The organism is Winogradskyella eckloniae (assembly GCF_013249045.1).
Taxonomy (GTDB): Bacteria; Bacteroidota; Bacteroidia; order Flavobacteriales; family Flavobacteriaceae; genus Winogradskyella; species Winogradskyella eckloniae.
In genome coordinates, this window is the sequence record NZ_JABRWP010000009.1 from 93,858 (window position 1) to 110,195 (window position 16,338).

A 16,338-nucleotide genomic window follows, 5' to 3' on the forward strand; every position below is an offset into this window, starting at 1 on the left:
GTTTTTAAAACCGATCTGATCTGAAAATATAGAAAAGCCTTTCAATTTAGTTTGAAGGGCTTTTTTTATAAATTAAAATAAGATTTAATGTGAGTGAAATCGCTATAACGAAACCTATTATGATTAAGTATTGCGTAGATAGATTTTTAAAATCTGGTCGTCTTATCTTTTCTACAACAGCTACAACAAAAGGTATTGCAGCTAAGGCATTAAAAGTTAACCATAGATACTTTATAATTTCAATTGCAAACTTTGAATAATTAAGCTTTGTTTTCATAACTAATCTTCAAATACAATACTTTCATATGCGCCACAATCTGGCGCAGTAGAATTTCTAGGTTTGTGTAGAATATCATAACCTGCATGTGGAGTGAGTTGTAATGCCTTACCATTGGCTCCAGAAGAGGTTCCTATTTGCAGTTCGTTTTCGAGCGAATTTTTAAATTTAGGATCTAGATTAAAAACATTTTGCACGTAATGCTCTGTGTTGTTAAACTCATAATTCCCTGAGTCTTCTAAATTTGTATCATTAAATTTTAATAAGCAATTGGTAAATTTAAAATTAAAAGTAGGACCTTCATTTTCTATTGAAAATTCAGGATCGTTATTTCCGTATATTATGCAGTTAATAAAATTAGCTTCCGTTGCATTGTTGATTATTGGTAAGCCGTTTTCTTCTAATATATAATCATTTATGAGTAAAGAAGGATATTGTCTAAAACTCGAATTCCAATAATTTGCTATAGTACAATGCGTTAGATTGTATTTGCCTCCAAAAGTTCCTGCAAATGAGGATTGTCCACAATTATTAATGACTAGATTTTCTGCTTTTATTGAAGTGGCTCTTCCTAAAACGCCAAAGCTACTAATATTAAATATTTTAGAATTAGAAATGGTTAGCTTATCGTTCTCAGCAGTTTGGTTGCCTTCAGCCAATAGGCCAATCGTAGCATTTTTTATGGTTGCATATGTAATAGTGTTGTTAATACTTCCATTATATAACCAAATAGTTCCCCATTGACCTGGAATATCTGAGTATAACGGTTCTAAACGATCACCTTCTAAAATTACTTCGTTTTCTAAAGTTTCTTGATCTGTACTTAAGTCTCCATTAATATTTAAAGACGCACCATCGGTTACAATAATACCAGAATCTGCATGGAAATGAACACGCGTACCAGCTTCCATAGTTAAGGTTTTGCCTTCGCCAACGCCTGCGTAACCATAAATAACATACGGCTTTTCATTGGTAAAAGTGAGTTCGCTGTCTTGCAAAAATCGTCCTTGTAAGTTGGTTTCATCAGGTGTTCCGTCGCCATCTACATCAAAAGTTAAGGTCTCAACTATATAGGAGTTGTCTTCTTCATTCAATTCTCTATTAGGATATATAAACACTGCATCTTTTACCAAGGTAACAACATCGACGTCTTGCTGAATACTTCCAGAATCGAATAAAATTTTATCGGTATATAAAAATTGATTTTCTAATACACCTAACTCAGGAGAATTAATATCAATCGTGGTTTCAATAAAAATATACAAGCTATCATTGGCTAATAACTCTACATTTTCAAAAAACTTACCTATCTGATTATCGTTTTGAATACCAGTAGACCCATCGACATTCATTCTATAAAGAGAGTTTTCTCCATTTTCTAGTTGAATCGTCGGTATTACAATGTCTTCATCACTGCGATTATATACTTTTAAATTATAAGTGCTAGAGCCTATAGTTGAAAACACTGTATCTAAATATATAGTGTCTTTTGCAAATTCTAAATTTCCGGTATTTGGAGAGAATTCAAAATCATTGCGACAAGAACTCCAAAATATTAGGATTCCGAAGCAAAGTAAAAATGAGAGTAATCTCTTCATGAGTTCATTAATAAAATTAAGGTTTAAAAATATAACTTTTGAAGTTAGGTTTTAGTATCTAAACCTACATATTTCTATTCTTTTGACACGTTTTTTTCTTTATATTCTTCTAATATGATTAAGAACAGTTGACTATTTAGTACCAATTCTTCAAGCAGCAGCATTTTGTTTTCATCTTTCAGTAGTTTAGAACTGATTTCTTTAGCGTCACAAAAGTCATAAAATAAATACGTTTTATCTTCTGGGATTTTTAAGTCTTTGGATAGTAATTCTTTATTAAAAAAATCGCTTTTATCAAATAACGAATCTATTTGCGTATATGTTATAGGTTTGTAAATAGGTTCGCGATATTTATCTTTTTTCTTTAATAATTTAGCGACTAAACCTAATACTGCCAATATGTTTCCACTAGTTGGTTGGTATAGGTGAGGGTTGTTTTTGATGTCTTCTTTTAAAATGTTTTTTAATTCTGCATTATAAGTTTCTTCAGTAAATACAGGTTGTTCTGGTTCTGCTTTAATTTCAACCTCGTCTAGCTCATTTAAAATTTCTTTAAGTTCAAAAACGAAAGTTTCGGTAAAATGAATGTCTTCTAAAATTATGGTCTTTTTATGGTAGAATAAAGATTCAAAAGTAATGCTGTCTTTTACGTTTGCCGTGATACTAAAATCGCCATCATCATTAGTTAACGTTAAGCGGTTTTGAGTTTTATTATAAACTTTAATGTTTTTTATCGTGCCTTTAGAATCGTATACTTTGCCTTTTAATGTTTGAGCATTATGTAGCAAAGGAAGGCATAACAGAAAGAGGAGAAAAGTCGTTTTTTGCATTGTATAATTGATTGATGCTCTAAAGAAAAGAGAATTAATCGATACCATACTTAGCATTAAATAAACTTTAACCTAATAAAATGTTAATTAAAAAGCGCACCAATTTCAGGAATAATACGTGTTGGTCGTTGTGTTTTATTATCAATTAAACACCATTTTGCTTTAGATTTCACTATTAATTTATTGGTGGTTACATTAGTGATTTCTACATGTCTCATGGTAGAAACGCCTTCAACTAAAGGGACGAAGGTTTTTAAATGTAATGTGTCACCTAATAATGCTTGATTTTTATATTCTATAAAGTGATTTACTAAAAACCATGAGTAGGCTTCTAATATATCTTTTGTAGCAAATGCAAGCCAATGTGCTTTAGCTATATCTTGAACCCATTGCACATAACGCACGTTATTTACATGGTTAAGGTCATCTATATCATCTTGTGAAACCGTTATGGTTTTTTCAAATATTTGCATCGTTGTGTTTTGATGCTTAAAGATATTATTTCTTACTAAACAATCTTTTGATTCCGTAAAAGAATTTACCTATTGTGGTTCTTTTTTTAGAACCGTTTTGCACTTGATTATTTTCTGAAAGCGCATGTGTTGGTGTATTATGGTCATAAACTCTAATGCCACCTGCAACTACATTAACCTCACCTAGAATTTCCAATTCATTTGATTGAAGCTTAATATTAATGTGTTTTGCATTTTTAACTTTTATTTCTTGTGAAATGTAACCTAAGAAGCTGAAAATAAGCGTTTCATCTTTCTTTACTGCAATGGTGTATTTACCATCAAAATCGGTTTCAATTTTTTGATTGGTGCTTTTTACCACTATAGAAACACCGACTAATGGTTTACCGCGTTCTGCTTCGGTAACCATACCATAAATTTTTTGCTTGACTAATATAGAGGTTGCTATTTTGCCACCTATAGTAGGTCTTATTGTTGTTTCTGTGAGATTTGAGTTGGGTTTACCTTGTGCATAGATACTTTGGTTTCCTATTGCCAAAAATGCTAATAGACCAGAAGCCACCCAAGATATATAGTTGTTTTTATTCTTTCTGGCTAAAACCATGTCTCTATCAATCTGTTCCGTTTTAAACCTTCCGCATAAATGACTATTAGTTTCTAAAGCTGTAATAATTTGTTCATCTGTTTGTTTTGAAAAATCTACAACTGTTTTATCGCAAACAGCACAATGACGTCCTTGTGTTTGAGGCGTCATTGTATTCCAATCTTCATGACAAGGTTCTGGAATACTTATGGTAATTACTTTTCTCATGATTTCTATGATTTACATCAAAGAACCAAAAGTTGATTATGAAATAAAACGTAGAATGAGTAAAGTCGTCTTTTCAATGAGTGAAGTCGCTTTTGCTTATTGCGCTGTGATTTTTACTTCAAAGAGTTTATCCCAGTTTTTTCCTGTAACAAATATAGTTTTACGCTCAGGATGATATGCAATACCGTTTAATACATCTAAATCAGGATGTTGTTTTACCAAAGACTTTAATGGTTTAAAGTTAATAACACCTTCAACACCACCTGTTTTTGGGTTGATTATAGCAACGCCATTTCTTTGATATATATTAGCAAATATTTTACCATCTATCCACTCTAGTTCATTAATTCTTGGAATTTTTCCTTTTTCGGTGTACACTTCTAAGTGTCCGTTTTCCGTTAGATTTTCAGGATCTAAAAAATAGATCTTTTCGGTACCATCAGATTTGTATAATGTTTCGCCATCATTACAAATGCCCCAACCTTCTTTGCTTGAGCCGTAATTGAATGTATTTAGTTTTTCAAAACTCTCTACGTCATACACAAACCCTCTTTTAGCTTGCCATGTTAATTGATATATTTTGTTGTTTAAAATGGTTAAACCTTCTCCAAAATATTGATCTTCTAAATTGATGTTTTTGATAACCTCTCCTGTTTCAAAATTGATTTTTCTAAGTTTAGATTTTGTTTTTTGCCCTGTACTTTCATAGAGTTCACCATTATAAAACTCAAGCCCTTGGGTGTAAGACGTGATATCGTGAGGATAGGTGTTTACAATCTCATAGGTGTAAATTGTAGGAATTACATTATTATAGATAACCACAGATTTAGTAATGGTTTCTAATTGGTCTCCAAGTTTTATTTTTGCAGTAATTGTTTTTTGCCCTAATGTTATATGTTTTAAAACAGAATTAGTTTCAATAGGTTTTCCATTTAGTTCATAAGCAATACTAGAAATTTCTAAATTCTCAGGATTTTCAATAGATAACTTTAAAGAATCTCCATACATTAATGATTTTTCATTCGTTTTTATAGTTAAACGCGATGTTTTAGTCGAATTGTTTTCGCCACAGCTAAATAAAAATAGAGTTAATGTAAAGAAAATGAAATGTTTAGATGCTAACATAAGTGCTGTTTTATTTTTTAGCAAGTTATTAAATTAAATTCAGTTTAAAAATCTACATAAATCGTTGTGTAAATATGAAAAGGTTGTATCTTTGCAGCCGGCAAGTCCTACACAACCAGCTCCTGTTGAATCCTCCAGGGCGGGAACGCAGCAAAGGTAAACGGTTGTAGCGGTGTGATGTAGGTAGCTTGCCTTTTTTTGTACCCAAAAGTCTCCTATAAATTTGTACTTTCGTTTAAATAATTTCTAAACTATATGTCTAAAGTTGTTTTAATCACAGGAGGTTCTTCAGGAATTGGTAAATCGGTTGGTGAGTTTCTTCATGCCAAAGGGTTTAAAGTGTATGGCACCAGTAGAAATCCAGAAAATTATCCTAATAGTAAATTTCCTATTGTTGCTTTAGATGTTACGCAACCCGAAACGATTTCTAAATGTGTTTTTAATGTACTCGCGGAAACTTCTAAAATTGATGTGTTAATTAATAATGCAGGAGCAGGTATCACAGGACCAATTGAAGAAATTCCAGACCAAGAAATAAAACGGAATTTTGAAACCAACTTCTTTGGTCCCATAAATGTAATTAAGGCCGTTTTACCATCTATGCGAGAGCATAATTCGGGTTTAGTGATTAATGTTACCTCAATTGCTGGTTATATGGGATTACCTTATAGAGGTGTTTACAGCGCAAGTAAAGGCGCATTAGAATTAATAACCGAAGCCTTTAGAATGGAATTAAAAGGGTTTAATATTAGCATGACCAACGTTGCACCTGGCGATTTTGCCACGAATATAGCAGCAGGTCGCTACCATGCACCAGTCTTAGAAAATTCGCCTTATAAAGCGACTTACGGGAAAACTTTAAGTATGATGGATGCGCATGTAGATAGTGGTAGTGATCCTAAACAAATGGCAGAAGCCATTTATAAGATAATAGAAACTAAGAATCCTAAAATACATTACAAGGTTGGTGTGTTTATGCAGAAATTTTCAATTGTTTTAAAACGAATTCTACCAGATACTGTTTATGAAAAAATGCTCATGAACCATTATAAATTATAGAAAATGGTATGTTTTTTGTGATTTAGTTTTTAAATAAGCTATTATGAAATCAAATTACTTTCTACCGTTTTTATTCTGTTTTTTATGTTTAGGTTGTGAAGACACCTTAAGTTGTATCATTCCTAGAGAACCCGAACTTCCTAATAAATCATTTCCTGTTACTGCAGTAGATAGTTATTTCTACACATCACTTAAGGCAGAAATAAACAATGAACCACGAGATGATGATTACGATTATTATTTTGATGTTAAAGGTTTACCATTAGGAATGGAGTACGTAGTAGATTATAGAACCGTAAAATTACAAGGCATACCAGAAGTCGCTGGTACGTATAGAATCACGGTGGATTTATATGTGGATGTTTTAGAGATTTCACAGATGAGTCCGAAATACTATGCAGTTATAGCACCACAAAAAGTTATTTGTTGATTGTGGAATCTCAGTAATGTATTCTTGATATTTTCTTTTTGATATAATCTGAAAATCATTTCTGTAAATTAGCCATTAAGTTGTAAATTCGCAGCAACTTATTAAATAATAATTTTAAACAACATAACATGAAATTTTTTATCGATACGGCAAACCTAGAGCAAATTAAAGAAGCTCAAGATATGGGTATTTTAGATGGTGTTACAACAAACCCATCATTAATGGCAAAGGAAGGTATTACAGGTACCAACAATATTTTAAAGCATTACGTTGATATTTGTAATATTGTAGAAGGAGATGTATCTGCAGAGGTTATTTCTACAGATTTTGAAGGTATGGTAAGAGAAGGGGAAGCGTTAGCAGAACTACATGATCAGATTGTTATTAAATTACCAATGATTAAAGATGGTGTAAAGGCATGTAAATATTTTTCAGATAGAGGAATTAAAACCAACGTTACTTTAGTGTTTTCTCCAGGACAAGCCTTATTAGCTGCCAAAGCTGGTGCAACGTATGTGTCACCTTTTATTGGTCGTTTAGATGATATTTCTACAGATGGATTAAATTTAATCGCAGAGATTCGTCATATCTACGATAACTATGCTTTTGATACTCAAATTTTAGCGGCATCTGTGCGTCACACCATGCATGTTATTGATTGTGCAAAATTAGGAGCCGATGTTATGACAGGACCTTTAAGTTCAATTTCAGGATTGTTAAAGCATCCTTTAACTGATGCAGGTCTAGCAAAATTCTTAGAAGATTATAAGAAAGGGAATTAATTAAATTAACCTTAAGCTTAAAGGTTTAGAGAGCATCTTGTGTTGTAGCAAGATGTTTTTTTTGTAAAATCGTGTTTAGCGTTTCATTAATTTCTGAACTAAAGATATTAACTTTTGGATGGAGAATGATGCCGTTTTTATCCACAATTATTGATTTATTAAGATAATTAATTGCGAGCGTTTTTCGAGCTACTTTAGAATTCTTAAACTTAAATTCATTTTGAGTTGAAAAGTTATAATTATCAATAATTTTTTTCCAGGACTGGTCGTCATTATCATTAACGTTAATAGAAATGAAATCCATATCTGGATAATTAGATTTTAATTTATCCACCATATAATGACTATTCCTATACTGTGACTTAGAGTTAGAAGACCAAAAATAAATGATGGACGGCTTCTTTATAACTGAATTAATAAAATAAGGTTTATTGTCATAGCCAACCAATTCTATATTTGGAAAAGGATTGCCTTGTCTTAATTGCCTTAAAGAAGCTACAAGTTCTTTCATAAAAGCTTTATCCTTGTTATTACTACTTTTTTCTAAATAATAGTTGAGAAAATCATTGGCCTCTTTTTCAGTATGATTGTTAGTAATATATTCTCTAGCTTTATATTTTAATAAATTATTTTTAATGGTTGTATCGGATATAATACTATCAATTAAATCGAGTTTTGATTTATTATAATCCATGGCATGTCTGTTAAACGTGCTATGATAAGGATTGTTTTGGTAATACTTTTTAATGGCTAAATTATCTATATTAGAAAATAGAAATCTATTGTAAGCAAAAAAGTGACTTAAGTAATGGGCATTATAATCGATATGATCTCTGTGATTAAAAAAATTCTCAGGTAAATCTTTAATATGGATCATTTTATTGTTTCCAAAATACGCAAATGGGTAAATTTCTTTATCTGCGTAGGTATTATAATTAATATTGGCTTCTACAATGGATTTAAAAAATTCAGATTCTTCATTTTGAAGTAAAAACTCATGAAATTCCTTTAATTGATTACGTCTTCTGTTTTCAACAAACTCAAAGAATTCTTCAGGTTCCATTTTAGAATAGGTAACCAATTGCTTAGCTTCTTTTTCATTAGATAAGTAGGTCTTAATAAGATAATTATTCTTTTTTGCACCTTTACCAGTAAAGACTAAGGATTCGTCAAAATCGTACGTGTTGAGTCTAATCATTACGCTATCGTTAGGCTCTAACAATAACATTTGGTATTCGCCGCCATGCGTAATAGAATGCAGACCAGGTTGTAAGTTTTCTATTTTATGTAAAAACCTGTTATTATCATCTAAGGTAATGGAATCTACAATTTTCCCCTTTGTATTAAAGAGAACAATAGTTTTGTTTTTTGGATTTATGATTTCGCCTCCTATATATGCTTGCTCACTAGTATTTCCGCCTTTGAAATGGCATCCAAAAGTAACAGAAAGCAAAGTTATAGCAAATGCAAGGTTTCTAGTCAGCATACAATTCATATAATATTTAGTCTAACAAAAATATAGGTTGCGTTCATTAACTCTTGTTAATACCGCGTTAAAACTTATAATCCATTAAGGTTTGATGATTTAATCAATTGAAAATGAGGCGCTTGAATCTATGTGTCTTAGTTCTAAAACTAATAGTCTTAGCACTTTATAATGTCATTGATGTGAAATCCCAACATTAGGATACCTATTGCTTCGATTTAATTTAAAATTCCTTGTCTTGTAAATTGGCAGTATTTGGGTTTAATTTTCTACTTTTGCAGCTTCAAAAAACACCCGATTAATTTCTTGGGTTAACAGAATAAATATATAAGCTATGTTATCAGTTTCTAATCTTTCGGTTCAATTCGGAAAACGTGTACTTTTTGACGAAGTAAGTACGACATTTAATAATGGTAATTGTTACGGAATAATTGGTGCAAATGGTGCCGGAAAATCTACATTTTTAAAAATTATAGCAGGTAAGTTAGATCCTACATCTGGAAGTGTGCATTTAGAACCAGGTAAACGTATGTCTGTTCTTGAGCAGAACCATAATAAGCATGATGAAGATACCGTTTTAGAAACCGTCCTAAAGGGTAACATTCCTTTGTATACCTTAAAAACTCAAATTGATGCGCTTTACGCTGATTACACAGACGAAAACGCGGAAAAAATTGGAGAATTACAAGTGCAGTTTGAAGAAATGAACGGTTGGAATGCAGATAGCGATGCCGCTGCCATGTTATCTAATTTAGGTATTAAAGAAGACTACCATTATACTTTAATGAAAGATTTAGATGGTAAGCAAAAAGTACGTGTTTTATTAGCGCAGGCCTTATTTGGTAATCCAGATCTATTAATTATGGATGAGCCAACCAATGATTTAGATTACGAAACTATTTCTTGGTTAGAAAATTTCTTGGCAAATTATGATAACTGTGTCATCGTCGTATCTCACGATAGACACTTTTTAGATGCTGTTTGTACTCATATTTCTGATATCGATTTCGGAAAAATTAATCACTTTTCTGGAAACTATACCTTCTGGTACGAGTCGTCTCAATTAGCAGCTAGACAACATGCTCAACAAAACAAAAAAGCTGAAGAAAAGAAAAAAGAATTAGAAGATTTTATTAGAAGATTCTCTGCAAACGTTGCTAAATCTAAGCAAGCAACAAGTAGAAAGAAAATGATTGATAAATTAAATATTTCTGAAATTAAACGCTCTAGTCGTCGTTATCCAGCTATTATTTTTGAACGCGATCGTGAGGCTGGAGACCAAATATTAAATGTAGAAGGCCTTTCGGCAAGTCTAGAAGGTGATATTTTGTTTAAGAACATTGATATTAATTTAAATAAAGGTGATAAAGTCGTTGTCTACTCTAAGGACTCTAGAGCAACGAGTGCATTTTATCAAATTTTAAACGGTAACGAAAAAGCAGATGCAGGTAAATTTGCTTGGGGTGTTACAACGACGCAATCTTATTTACCATTAGACAACAGTGAGTTTTTTAACAATAAATTGACTTTAGTAGATTGGTTACGTCAATGGGCACAAACGGAAGAAGAACGCGAAGAAGTAAACATTAGAGGGTTTTTAGGAAAGATGATTTTTAGTGGTGAGGAAGCGCTTAAAACCTCAGATGTATTATCTGGAGGCGAAAAAGTTCGTTGTATGCTTAGCCGAATGATGATGATGAGAGCGAATGTATTAATGTTAGACGAACCTACAAATCACTTAGATTTAGAAAGTATTACAGCGTTTAATAATTCATTAAAAAACTTTAAAGGCACCTTGCTTTTAACAACACACGATCACGAGTTTGCACAAACCGTTGGTAATAGAATTATAGAATTAACACCCAATGGTGTTATTGATCGTTACATGACCTTTGATGAGTACATGAATGATAAAAAGATAAAAGAACAACGCGATAAAATGTATGCGATTAACGCATAATTAATTTTGCATTTGATTATAAATGAAAAGCTAGTATTGTATGATACTAGCTTTTTTATTTTAATATGTCATTAATTCTCTAGGCTGAAGCCTCCATTTCAGCTTCAACACGTCTTACAACAGCTTGCGCTTTTTCTAGTTCGTCATTGTGAACGAATAGTTCTTGAATACCATTGCTAAGCGAACCTTGTCCACCTAAACGTTGAGATTCACCTTCATCTTTAATAATAGGAATAATGCCTACATGTTCTAATTCGTCTTTAACACGTGTTGCTAAAATGAAATTCCCGTAATAAACTTTTGTATATTCTGTTGTGCTCATAACTATTAGGTATTTATTTTAAGAAAAGTTACAAAATTTTTATGATATTATTTCACAAAAATTTCATAATTTTATTGAAAACAACTATTGGTATTTAAAAAGCAATAGTTTTTGGTTATTGAAATATAAAATATTAAAATATGAGTGTTTAATATTCGATGGCGATAATCATTAATTTTATCAAAAATTCTAATCATAAAAAAATATATACTATGGATCACAGTACAAACGGCGATGCAAGCAAATGTCCTTTTATGCAGGGCGCAATAACAACAACCGAAAAAACAGTAACGGATTGGTGGCCTAATACCCTTAACTTGGATATACTACATCAACAAGATGCTAAAACAAATCCTTTAGGAGCCGATTTTGATTACCTAGAAGAATTAAAAAAATTAGACGTAGAAGCGCTTAAAAAAGATGTTCATGATTTTATGACTGATTCTCAAGATTGGTGGCCTGCAGATTGGGGACATTATGGAGGATTAATGATTAGAATGGCTTGGCATGCCGCTGGTTCTTACAGATTAGCTGATGGACGTGGTGGTGGAGGAACCGGAAATCAACGTTTTGCACCATTAAACTCTTGGCCAGATAATGCTAGTTTAGATAAAGCAAGACGATTGTTGTGGCCAATTAAGAAAAAGTATGGTAACAAAGTAAGTTGGGCAGATCTTATCATACTTGCAGGTACTATTGCTTATGAAAGCATGGGACTTAAAACCTATGGATTCGCATTTGGTCGTCCAGATATCTGGCACCCAGAAAAGGATGTGTATTGGGGCGCGGAAAAAGAATGGTTAGCACCAAGTGATGAGCGTTATGCAAATGTAGAGCAACCAGATACTATGGAAAATCCATTAGCTGCAGTACAAATGGGACTTATTTACGTAAATCCAGAAGGTGTAAATGGTGTGTCAGATCCGTTGAAAACCGCAGCTCAAGTTCGTGAAACATTTAAGCGAATGGCCATGAATGATGAAGAAACAGTGGCATTAACAGCAGGAGGTCATACCGTAGGTAAAACGCACGGAAATGGTGACGCTAGTATTTTGGGACCTGATCCAGAAAGTGCAGGTATAGAAGAGCAAGGTTTAGGTTGGTCTAATCCACATAAATCCGGAAAAGGGAAATATACTGTTACAAGTGGTTTAGAAGGTGCTTGGACTACCAATCCAACGAAATGGGATAATGGCTTTTTTGAAATGCTATTTAACCACGAGTGGGAATTAAGAAAAAGTCCTGCAGGAGCGCATCAATGGGAACCTATAGAAATAAAGGAAGAAGATAAACCGGTGGATGTCGAAGATTTAACGACAAAGCATAATCCTATGATGACTGATGCGGATATGGCCATGAAAGTAGATCCAATTTACCGAGAAATTTCTTTAAAATACATGAATGATTTTGAAGCATTTTCAGACGCATTCGCTCGTGCTTGGTTTAAATTAACGCATCGTGATATGGGACCAAAAGATCGTTGGTTTGGTCCAGATGTTCCTCAAGAAGATTTAATATGGCAAGATCCTGTTCCAAAAGGAAACTACAATTATGATGTAGAGGCCGTTAAAAGCAAAATAAACAGTACAGATCTAACGATTTCAGAGTTAGTGTCTACGGCATGGGATAGTGCAAGAACCTATAGAGGATCAGATTTTAGAGGTGGTGCTAATGGCGCACGTATTCGTCTTGAGCCTCAAAATAAATGGGAAGCTAATGAGCCTGCTCAATTGCAAAAAGTGTTGGCTGTTTTAGAACCTATTGCTGCAGAATTTAATATTAGTGTGGCAGATACTATTGTAATTGCAGGTAATCTAGGTGTGGAGAAAGCGATACAAAATGCAGGAATGAACGTTAGTGTTCCGTTTGCACCAGGTAGAGGTGATGCAACGCAAGAAATGACAGATGTAGCGTCTTTTGAATCTTTAGAACCTGTTGCTGATGGTTTTAGAAACTATCAGAAAAAAGACTATGTTGTGAGTCCGGAAGAACTTCTACTAGATAAAACACAATTATTAGGATTAACAGCTGCAGAAATGACAGTTTTAGTAGGAGGAATGCGTGTTATAGGAACCAATTATGGTGGCACTAAGCATGGTGTGTTTACAGACAATGAAGGTGCTTTAACTAACGATTTCTTTGTGAACCTTACAGATATGATTTACGAATGGAAATCTCTAGATAATGGTATTTACGAAATAAAAAATCGTAATACAGGTGAGGTTAAATTTACTGCAACTCGAGTAGATCTAGTATTTGGTTCTAATTCTATTCTTAGAGCTTATTCCGAATTATACGCTCAAGACGATAGTAAAGAAAAGATGGTAACAGATTTTGTTGCGGCTTGGACAAAAGTGATGAACGCAAATCGTTTTGATATATAATTAATAACTTAAATTGATATAAAAAGGAATGGACTTAAGGACATTCCTTTTTATTTTAAATTATTTCGACAATGAAAAAAGATACAGATGTTTTTTTTGAAGCCATACGCTTAGGAGATAAAGATCGTTTAATTGCTTTAATAGGTATTAACCCAGATTTAGTAAATGAGAAAGATGCACGCGGATTTACGCCTTTAATTTTAGCAACTTATTTTAATAATGAAATTGCAACACAAATTCTGTTAGAAAACAATGCAGATATTAATGCCAAAGACGGATCTGGTAATACAGCGTTAATTGGTGTTAGTTTTAAAGGGAATACGTCTTTAACCACCACATTGTTGGCGAACGGTGCAGATATCAATGCCGTTAACAATGCAGGCACAACAGCGTTAAGTTTTGCGACCCAGTATAATAAAATTGATGTTGTTCATTTATTGCTAGAACACAATGCAGATAAATCCATTAAAGATAATGAAGGTAAAACGGCTTTGGATTATGCTGAAGCGAAAGCGTATACCGATATTATTAAGTTTTTGAATTAAACAAAGATAACTCTACATTTGCAGTAGAACGATGCTTAAATTTTAAAACCTCAGATGATTCTGAGGTTTTTGATTTTAAAAAGAATATTTAAAATGTTTCCTGAGCGAGTTCCATATTTAAAGCTGCTCCAGCAATATTTCCAGTATAAACAGCATTAGCCACAGATCTAAATTTGTTGACATTGTCTCCACAAGCATAAACGCCAGGAGTTGTTGTTTTTTGCAGATCATCTACTTTTATGTATCCATTTTCTGTGATGTCACATCCTAAGTCTTGAGGGATATTTGTATGTTGCTCAAAAGGTAATTGAACATAAATGGCATCAAATTGTGCTGTGCTTCCATCGTTATAAATCACTTGTTTTACTTCACCATTATCATGAATAATTTCTGTAATTTCTTTTTCTATAACAGGAATGTTGTTTTCCTTTAATTTCGCGGTTTGTGCTTCCGAAAAATGAGCAGGCCCTTTGGTGATTATTGACAATTCTTTTGATAAGTTATGCACTAATTGGTTAATGTGAAACGCCTTATCACCATTTGAATATATAGCCGTTTTTTTGTTTATAAATTCATAACCATGGCAATACGGACAATGAATTACTGACTTTGCCCAAGTTTCTTTAAAGCCTTTGATATCTGGTAAAATATCTTTTATTCCTGTGGCTATAATTATTTTTTTGGTGTTATAATACAGTCCTGATTGTGTACTGACTTTAAAACCTGTATTTGTCTTTATGGCCTGTGTTGCAAAATCATTAACTAGTCTAACGGTGTCATATTTTAAAACTTGTGCTCGTGCTTTATGGGCAATAATATGTGGTTGTTCACCATCATGTGTAATAAAATTTTGCGAATGAGGTGTATCGCGATTGCAAGGTTGTTTTGCATCTATTATAAGTACGTTTCTCAGGGAACGTCCCAAAGTCATTGCAGCGGAAAGTCCTGAATAACTGCCTCCAATGATAATAACGTCTGTGTGATTTTCAGTGTTCATGTTACTATATTTTTACTTTACAAATATAGGATTATTTTGTTATTGCAACTAAGTTGCGTTAATGTTTAGTTTGGATGGATTTCCAACAGATTTAACTGGAGTAAAAATTAATAATTGTGATATGTTTTAACTGAAAAAGCCTCATACAATTTTATGTATAAGGCTTTTTATATTTATAAGTAGAGCTGTTACTTTAAAAACGCCAATAAAGGTTTTATAAAACTGTCGAACTTTTCAATATGTGGAAGATGACCTACGTTTTCAATTTCTACAAGTTTCGCATTTGGTATGGCTTTTTGTGTGGTTTTACCAAGTTGGCTGTATAGTCCCATGGTTTTTCTTACTTCTTCGCTTACTAGTGGTTTTCCTAGCGCAGTTCTATCTCTGGTTCCTATTATTAAAAGGGTAGGAGCCGAAATGTTTTTAAACTCGTACACTACAGGTTGCGTAAATATCATGTCGTAAGTTAAGGCGTTGTTCCAAGCAATTGTTTTGTAGTTGGAGTTTAAAGTCCAACCAGCCAATAAATTTACCCATTGATCGTATTCTGGTTTCCATTGGTTGTCGTAATAATTGACTAATTGGTATTTTTTAATGCCTTCATAACTCTTTTTAAGTTCGTTAGCATACCACCAAGTTATGGGTTTGTAAGGTACTTTTAGTTTCCAGTCTTCTAATCCAATAGGGTTTTCTAATATGAACTTATCAGTAGCTTCAGGATACATTAAAGTGAATCTTGTCGCTAACATGCCACCCATTGAATGTCCTAAAACAGACGTTTTACTCACGTTTAAAGAATCTAATAAAGTTTTTGTGTTTTGTGCTAACTGCTGAAATGTGTAATGGAAGTGTTGAGGTTTCGATGATTTGCCAAAACCAATTTGGTCTGGTACAATCACACGATAGCCTTCTTTAGTTAAAGCTTCAATAGTCGTTTTCCAGTAGGCTCCATTAAAATTTTTACCATGAAAGAGCAGTACATTCTTACCATTGTAATTTTCTGGTTGTACATCCATATATGCCATTTCTAGCTTTTGGTTTTGAATTTCTAAGTCTAAAGTGGCAACCGGAAAAGGATATTCGTAATTAGATAATTGTAGATCTAACCATTGTAATTTTTCTGTTTGTGCAAATGTTAGTTGTGTTGCAATTACAACTAAAAAGAGGACAAGTATTTTTTTCATAATTCAATTCTTTTTTGTTTATCGAAAGTACTTTGTTTAAAAATATTATCGCCTTAATTATTTGCTAAAATTTGA

At 32.7% G+C, this 16,338-nt stretch carries 16 protein-coding genes and 1 other RNA gene; 8 read left to right on the forward strand and 9 right to left on the reverse strand.

Translation table 11 applies throughout. The features are described 5' to 3' along the window. Positions 1-119 precede the first annotated feature (119 nt). On the forward strand, positions 120-260 hold the full coding sequence (locus tag HNV08_RS14125; protein WP_173282004.1) for a hypothetical protein: 141 nt from the start codon (positions 120-122) through the stop codon (positions 258-260). A gap of 19 nt (positions 261-279) precedes the next feature. Here the strand turns inward: HNV08_RS14125 and HNV08_RS14130 are convergent, their stop codons facing one another. The 5 genes from HNV08_RS14130 to HNV08_RS14150 all read right to left on the reverse strand — a co-directional run bounded on the left by HNV08_RS14130 (position 280) and on the right by HNV08_RS14150 (position 5,114). Next, complete coding sequence (locus HNV08_RS14130; protein WP_173282005.1) at positions 280-1,875, reverse strand: right-handed parallel beta-helix repeat-containing protein; 1,596 nt, start codon at positions 1,873-1,875, stop codon at positions 280-282. A gap of 74 nt (positions 1,876-1,949) precedes the next feature. Continuing rightward, positions 1,950-2,705, reverse strand: a complete 756-nt coding sequence (locus HNV08_RS14135) for a hypothetical protein (protein WP_173282006.1) — start codon at positions 2,703-2,705, stop codon at positions 1,950-1,952. Between the two features lie 83 nt (positions 2,706-2,788). Continuing rightward, entirely contained in the window at positions 2,789-3,178 is a 390-nt protein-coding gene (locus HNV08_RS14140) for an acyl-CoA thioesterase (protein ID WP_241697233.1), read from the reverse strand. Between the two features lie 25 nt (positions 3,179-3,203). Then, positions 3,204-3,989: a carboxypeptidase-like regulatory domain-containing protein gene (locus tag HNV08_RS14145; protein WP_173282007.1), complete on the reverse strand. Its 786-nt coding sequence runs from the start codon at positions 3,987-3,989 to the stop codon at positions 3,204-3,206. A 96-nt stretch (positions 3,990-4,085) separates the two neighbouring features. Continuing rightward, the gene (locus HNV08_RS14150) at positions 4,086-5,114 is read right to left on the reverse strand and encodes a glutaminyl-peptide cyclotransferase (protein WP_173282008.1); all 1,029 of its coding nucleotides are present in this window, start codon (positions 5,112-5,114) and stop codon (positions 4,086-4,088) included. Between the two features lie 98 nt (positions 5,115-5,212). On the opposite strand from HNV08_RS14150, the gene ffs reads away from it, so the two are divergent. The 4 genes from ffs (at position 5,213) to fsa (ending at position 7,385) form a co-directional block, all read left to right on the forward strand. Then, positions 5,213-5,311, forward strand: an RNA gene (gene ffs / locus HNV08_RS14155) — signal recognition particle sRNA small type. 58 nt (positions 5,312-5,369) lie between these two features. Further along, positions 5,370-6,173, forward strand: coding sequence for an SDR family oxidoreductase (locus tag HNV08_RS14160; protein ID WP_173282009.1), 804 nt, complete (start codon positions 5,370-5,372; stop codon positions 6,171-6,173). 43 nt (positions 6,174-6,216) lie between these two features. Then, complete coding sequence (locus HNV08_RS14165) at positions 6,217-6,603, forward strand: hypothetical protein (protein WP_173282010.1); 387 nt, start codon at positions 6,217-6,219, stop codon at positions 6,601-6,603. Positions 6,604-6,731: 128 nt separating this feature from the next. Next, entirely contained in the window at positions 6,732-7,385 is a 654-nt protein-coding gene (gene fsa, locus HNV08_RS14170; protein WP_173282011.1) for a fructose-6-phosphate aldolase, read from the forward strand. Positions 7,386-7,410: 25 nt separating this feature from the next. Here fsa and HNV08_RS14175 read toward each other — a convergent pair whose 3' ends face one another. After that, a complete protein-coding gene (locus HNV08_RS14175; protein WP_173282012.1) occupies positions 7,411-8,871 on the reverse strand; it encodes a TlpA family protein disulfide reductase in 1,461 nt (486 codons plus the stop codon). Positions 8,872-9,205: 334 nt separating this feature from the next. Here HNV08_RS14175 and HNV08_RS14180 point away from each other — a divergent pair, with 334 nt between their 5' ends. After that, the gene (locus HNV08_RS14180; RefSeq protein ID WP_173282013.1) at positions 9,206-10,831 is read left to right on the forward strand and encodes an ABC-F family ATP-binding cassette domain-containing protein; all 1,626 of its coding nucleotides are present in this window, start codon (positions 9,206-9,208) and stop codon (positions 10,829-10,831) included. A gap of 79 nt (positions 10,832-10,910) precedes the next feature. Here HNV08_RS14180 and HNV08_RS14185 read toward each other — a convergent pair whose 3' ends face one another. Continuing rightward, positions 10,911-11,153 (reverse strand): putative signal transducing protein, encoded by a 243-nt coding sequence (locus tag HNV08_RS14185; protein ID WP_173282014.1) that lies wholly within the window; start codon positions 11,151-11,153, stop codon positions 10,911-10,913. Positions 11,154-11,365: 212 nt separating this feature from the next. On the opposite strand from HNV08_RS14185, the gene katG reads away from it, so the two are divergent. Continuing rightward, complete coding sequence (katG, locus tag HNV08_RS14190; RefSeq protein ID WP_173282015.1) at positions 11,366-13,537, forward strand: catalase/peroxidase HPI; 2,172 nt, start codon at positions 11,366-11,368, stop codon at positions 13,535-13,537. A 71-nt stretch (positions 13,538-13,608) separates the two neighbouring features. After that, the gene (locus tag HNV08_RS14195) at positions 13,609-14,082 is read left to right on the forward strand and encodes an ankyrin repeat domain-containing protein (protein WP_173282016.1); all 474 of its coding nucleotides are present in this window, start codon (positions 13,609-13,611) and stop codon (positions 14,080-14,082) included. 88 nt (positions 14,083-14,170) lie between these two features. On the opposite strand, the gene HNV08_RS14200 is transcribed toward HNV08_RS14195, so the two are convergent. Then, the gene (locus HNV08_RS14200; protein ID WP_173282017.1) at positions 14,171-15,079 is read right to left on the reverse strand and encodes an NAD(P)/FAD-dependent oxidoreductase; all 909 of its coding nucleotides are present in this window, start codon (positions 15,077-15,079) and stop codon (positions 14,171-14,173) included. Positions 15,080-15,267: 188 nt separating this feature from the next. Beyond that, a complete protein-coding gene (locus HNV08_RS14205; protein WP_173282018.1) occupies positions 15,268-16,263 on the reverse strand; it encodes an alpha/beta fold hydrolase in 996 nt (331 codons plus the stop codon). Positions 16,264-16,338 lie beyond the last annotated feature (75 nt).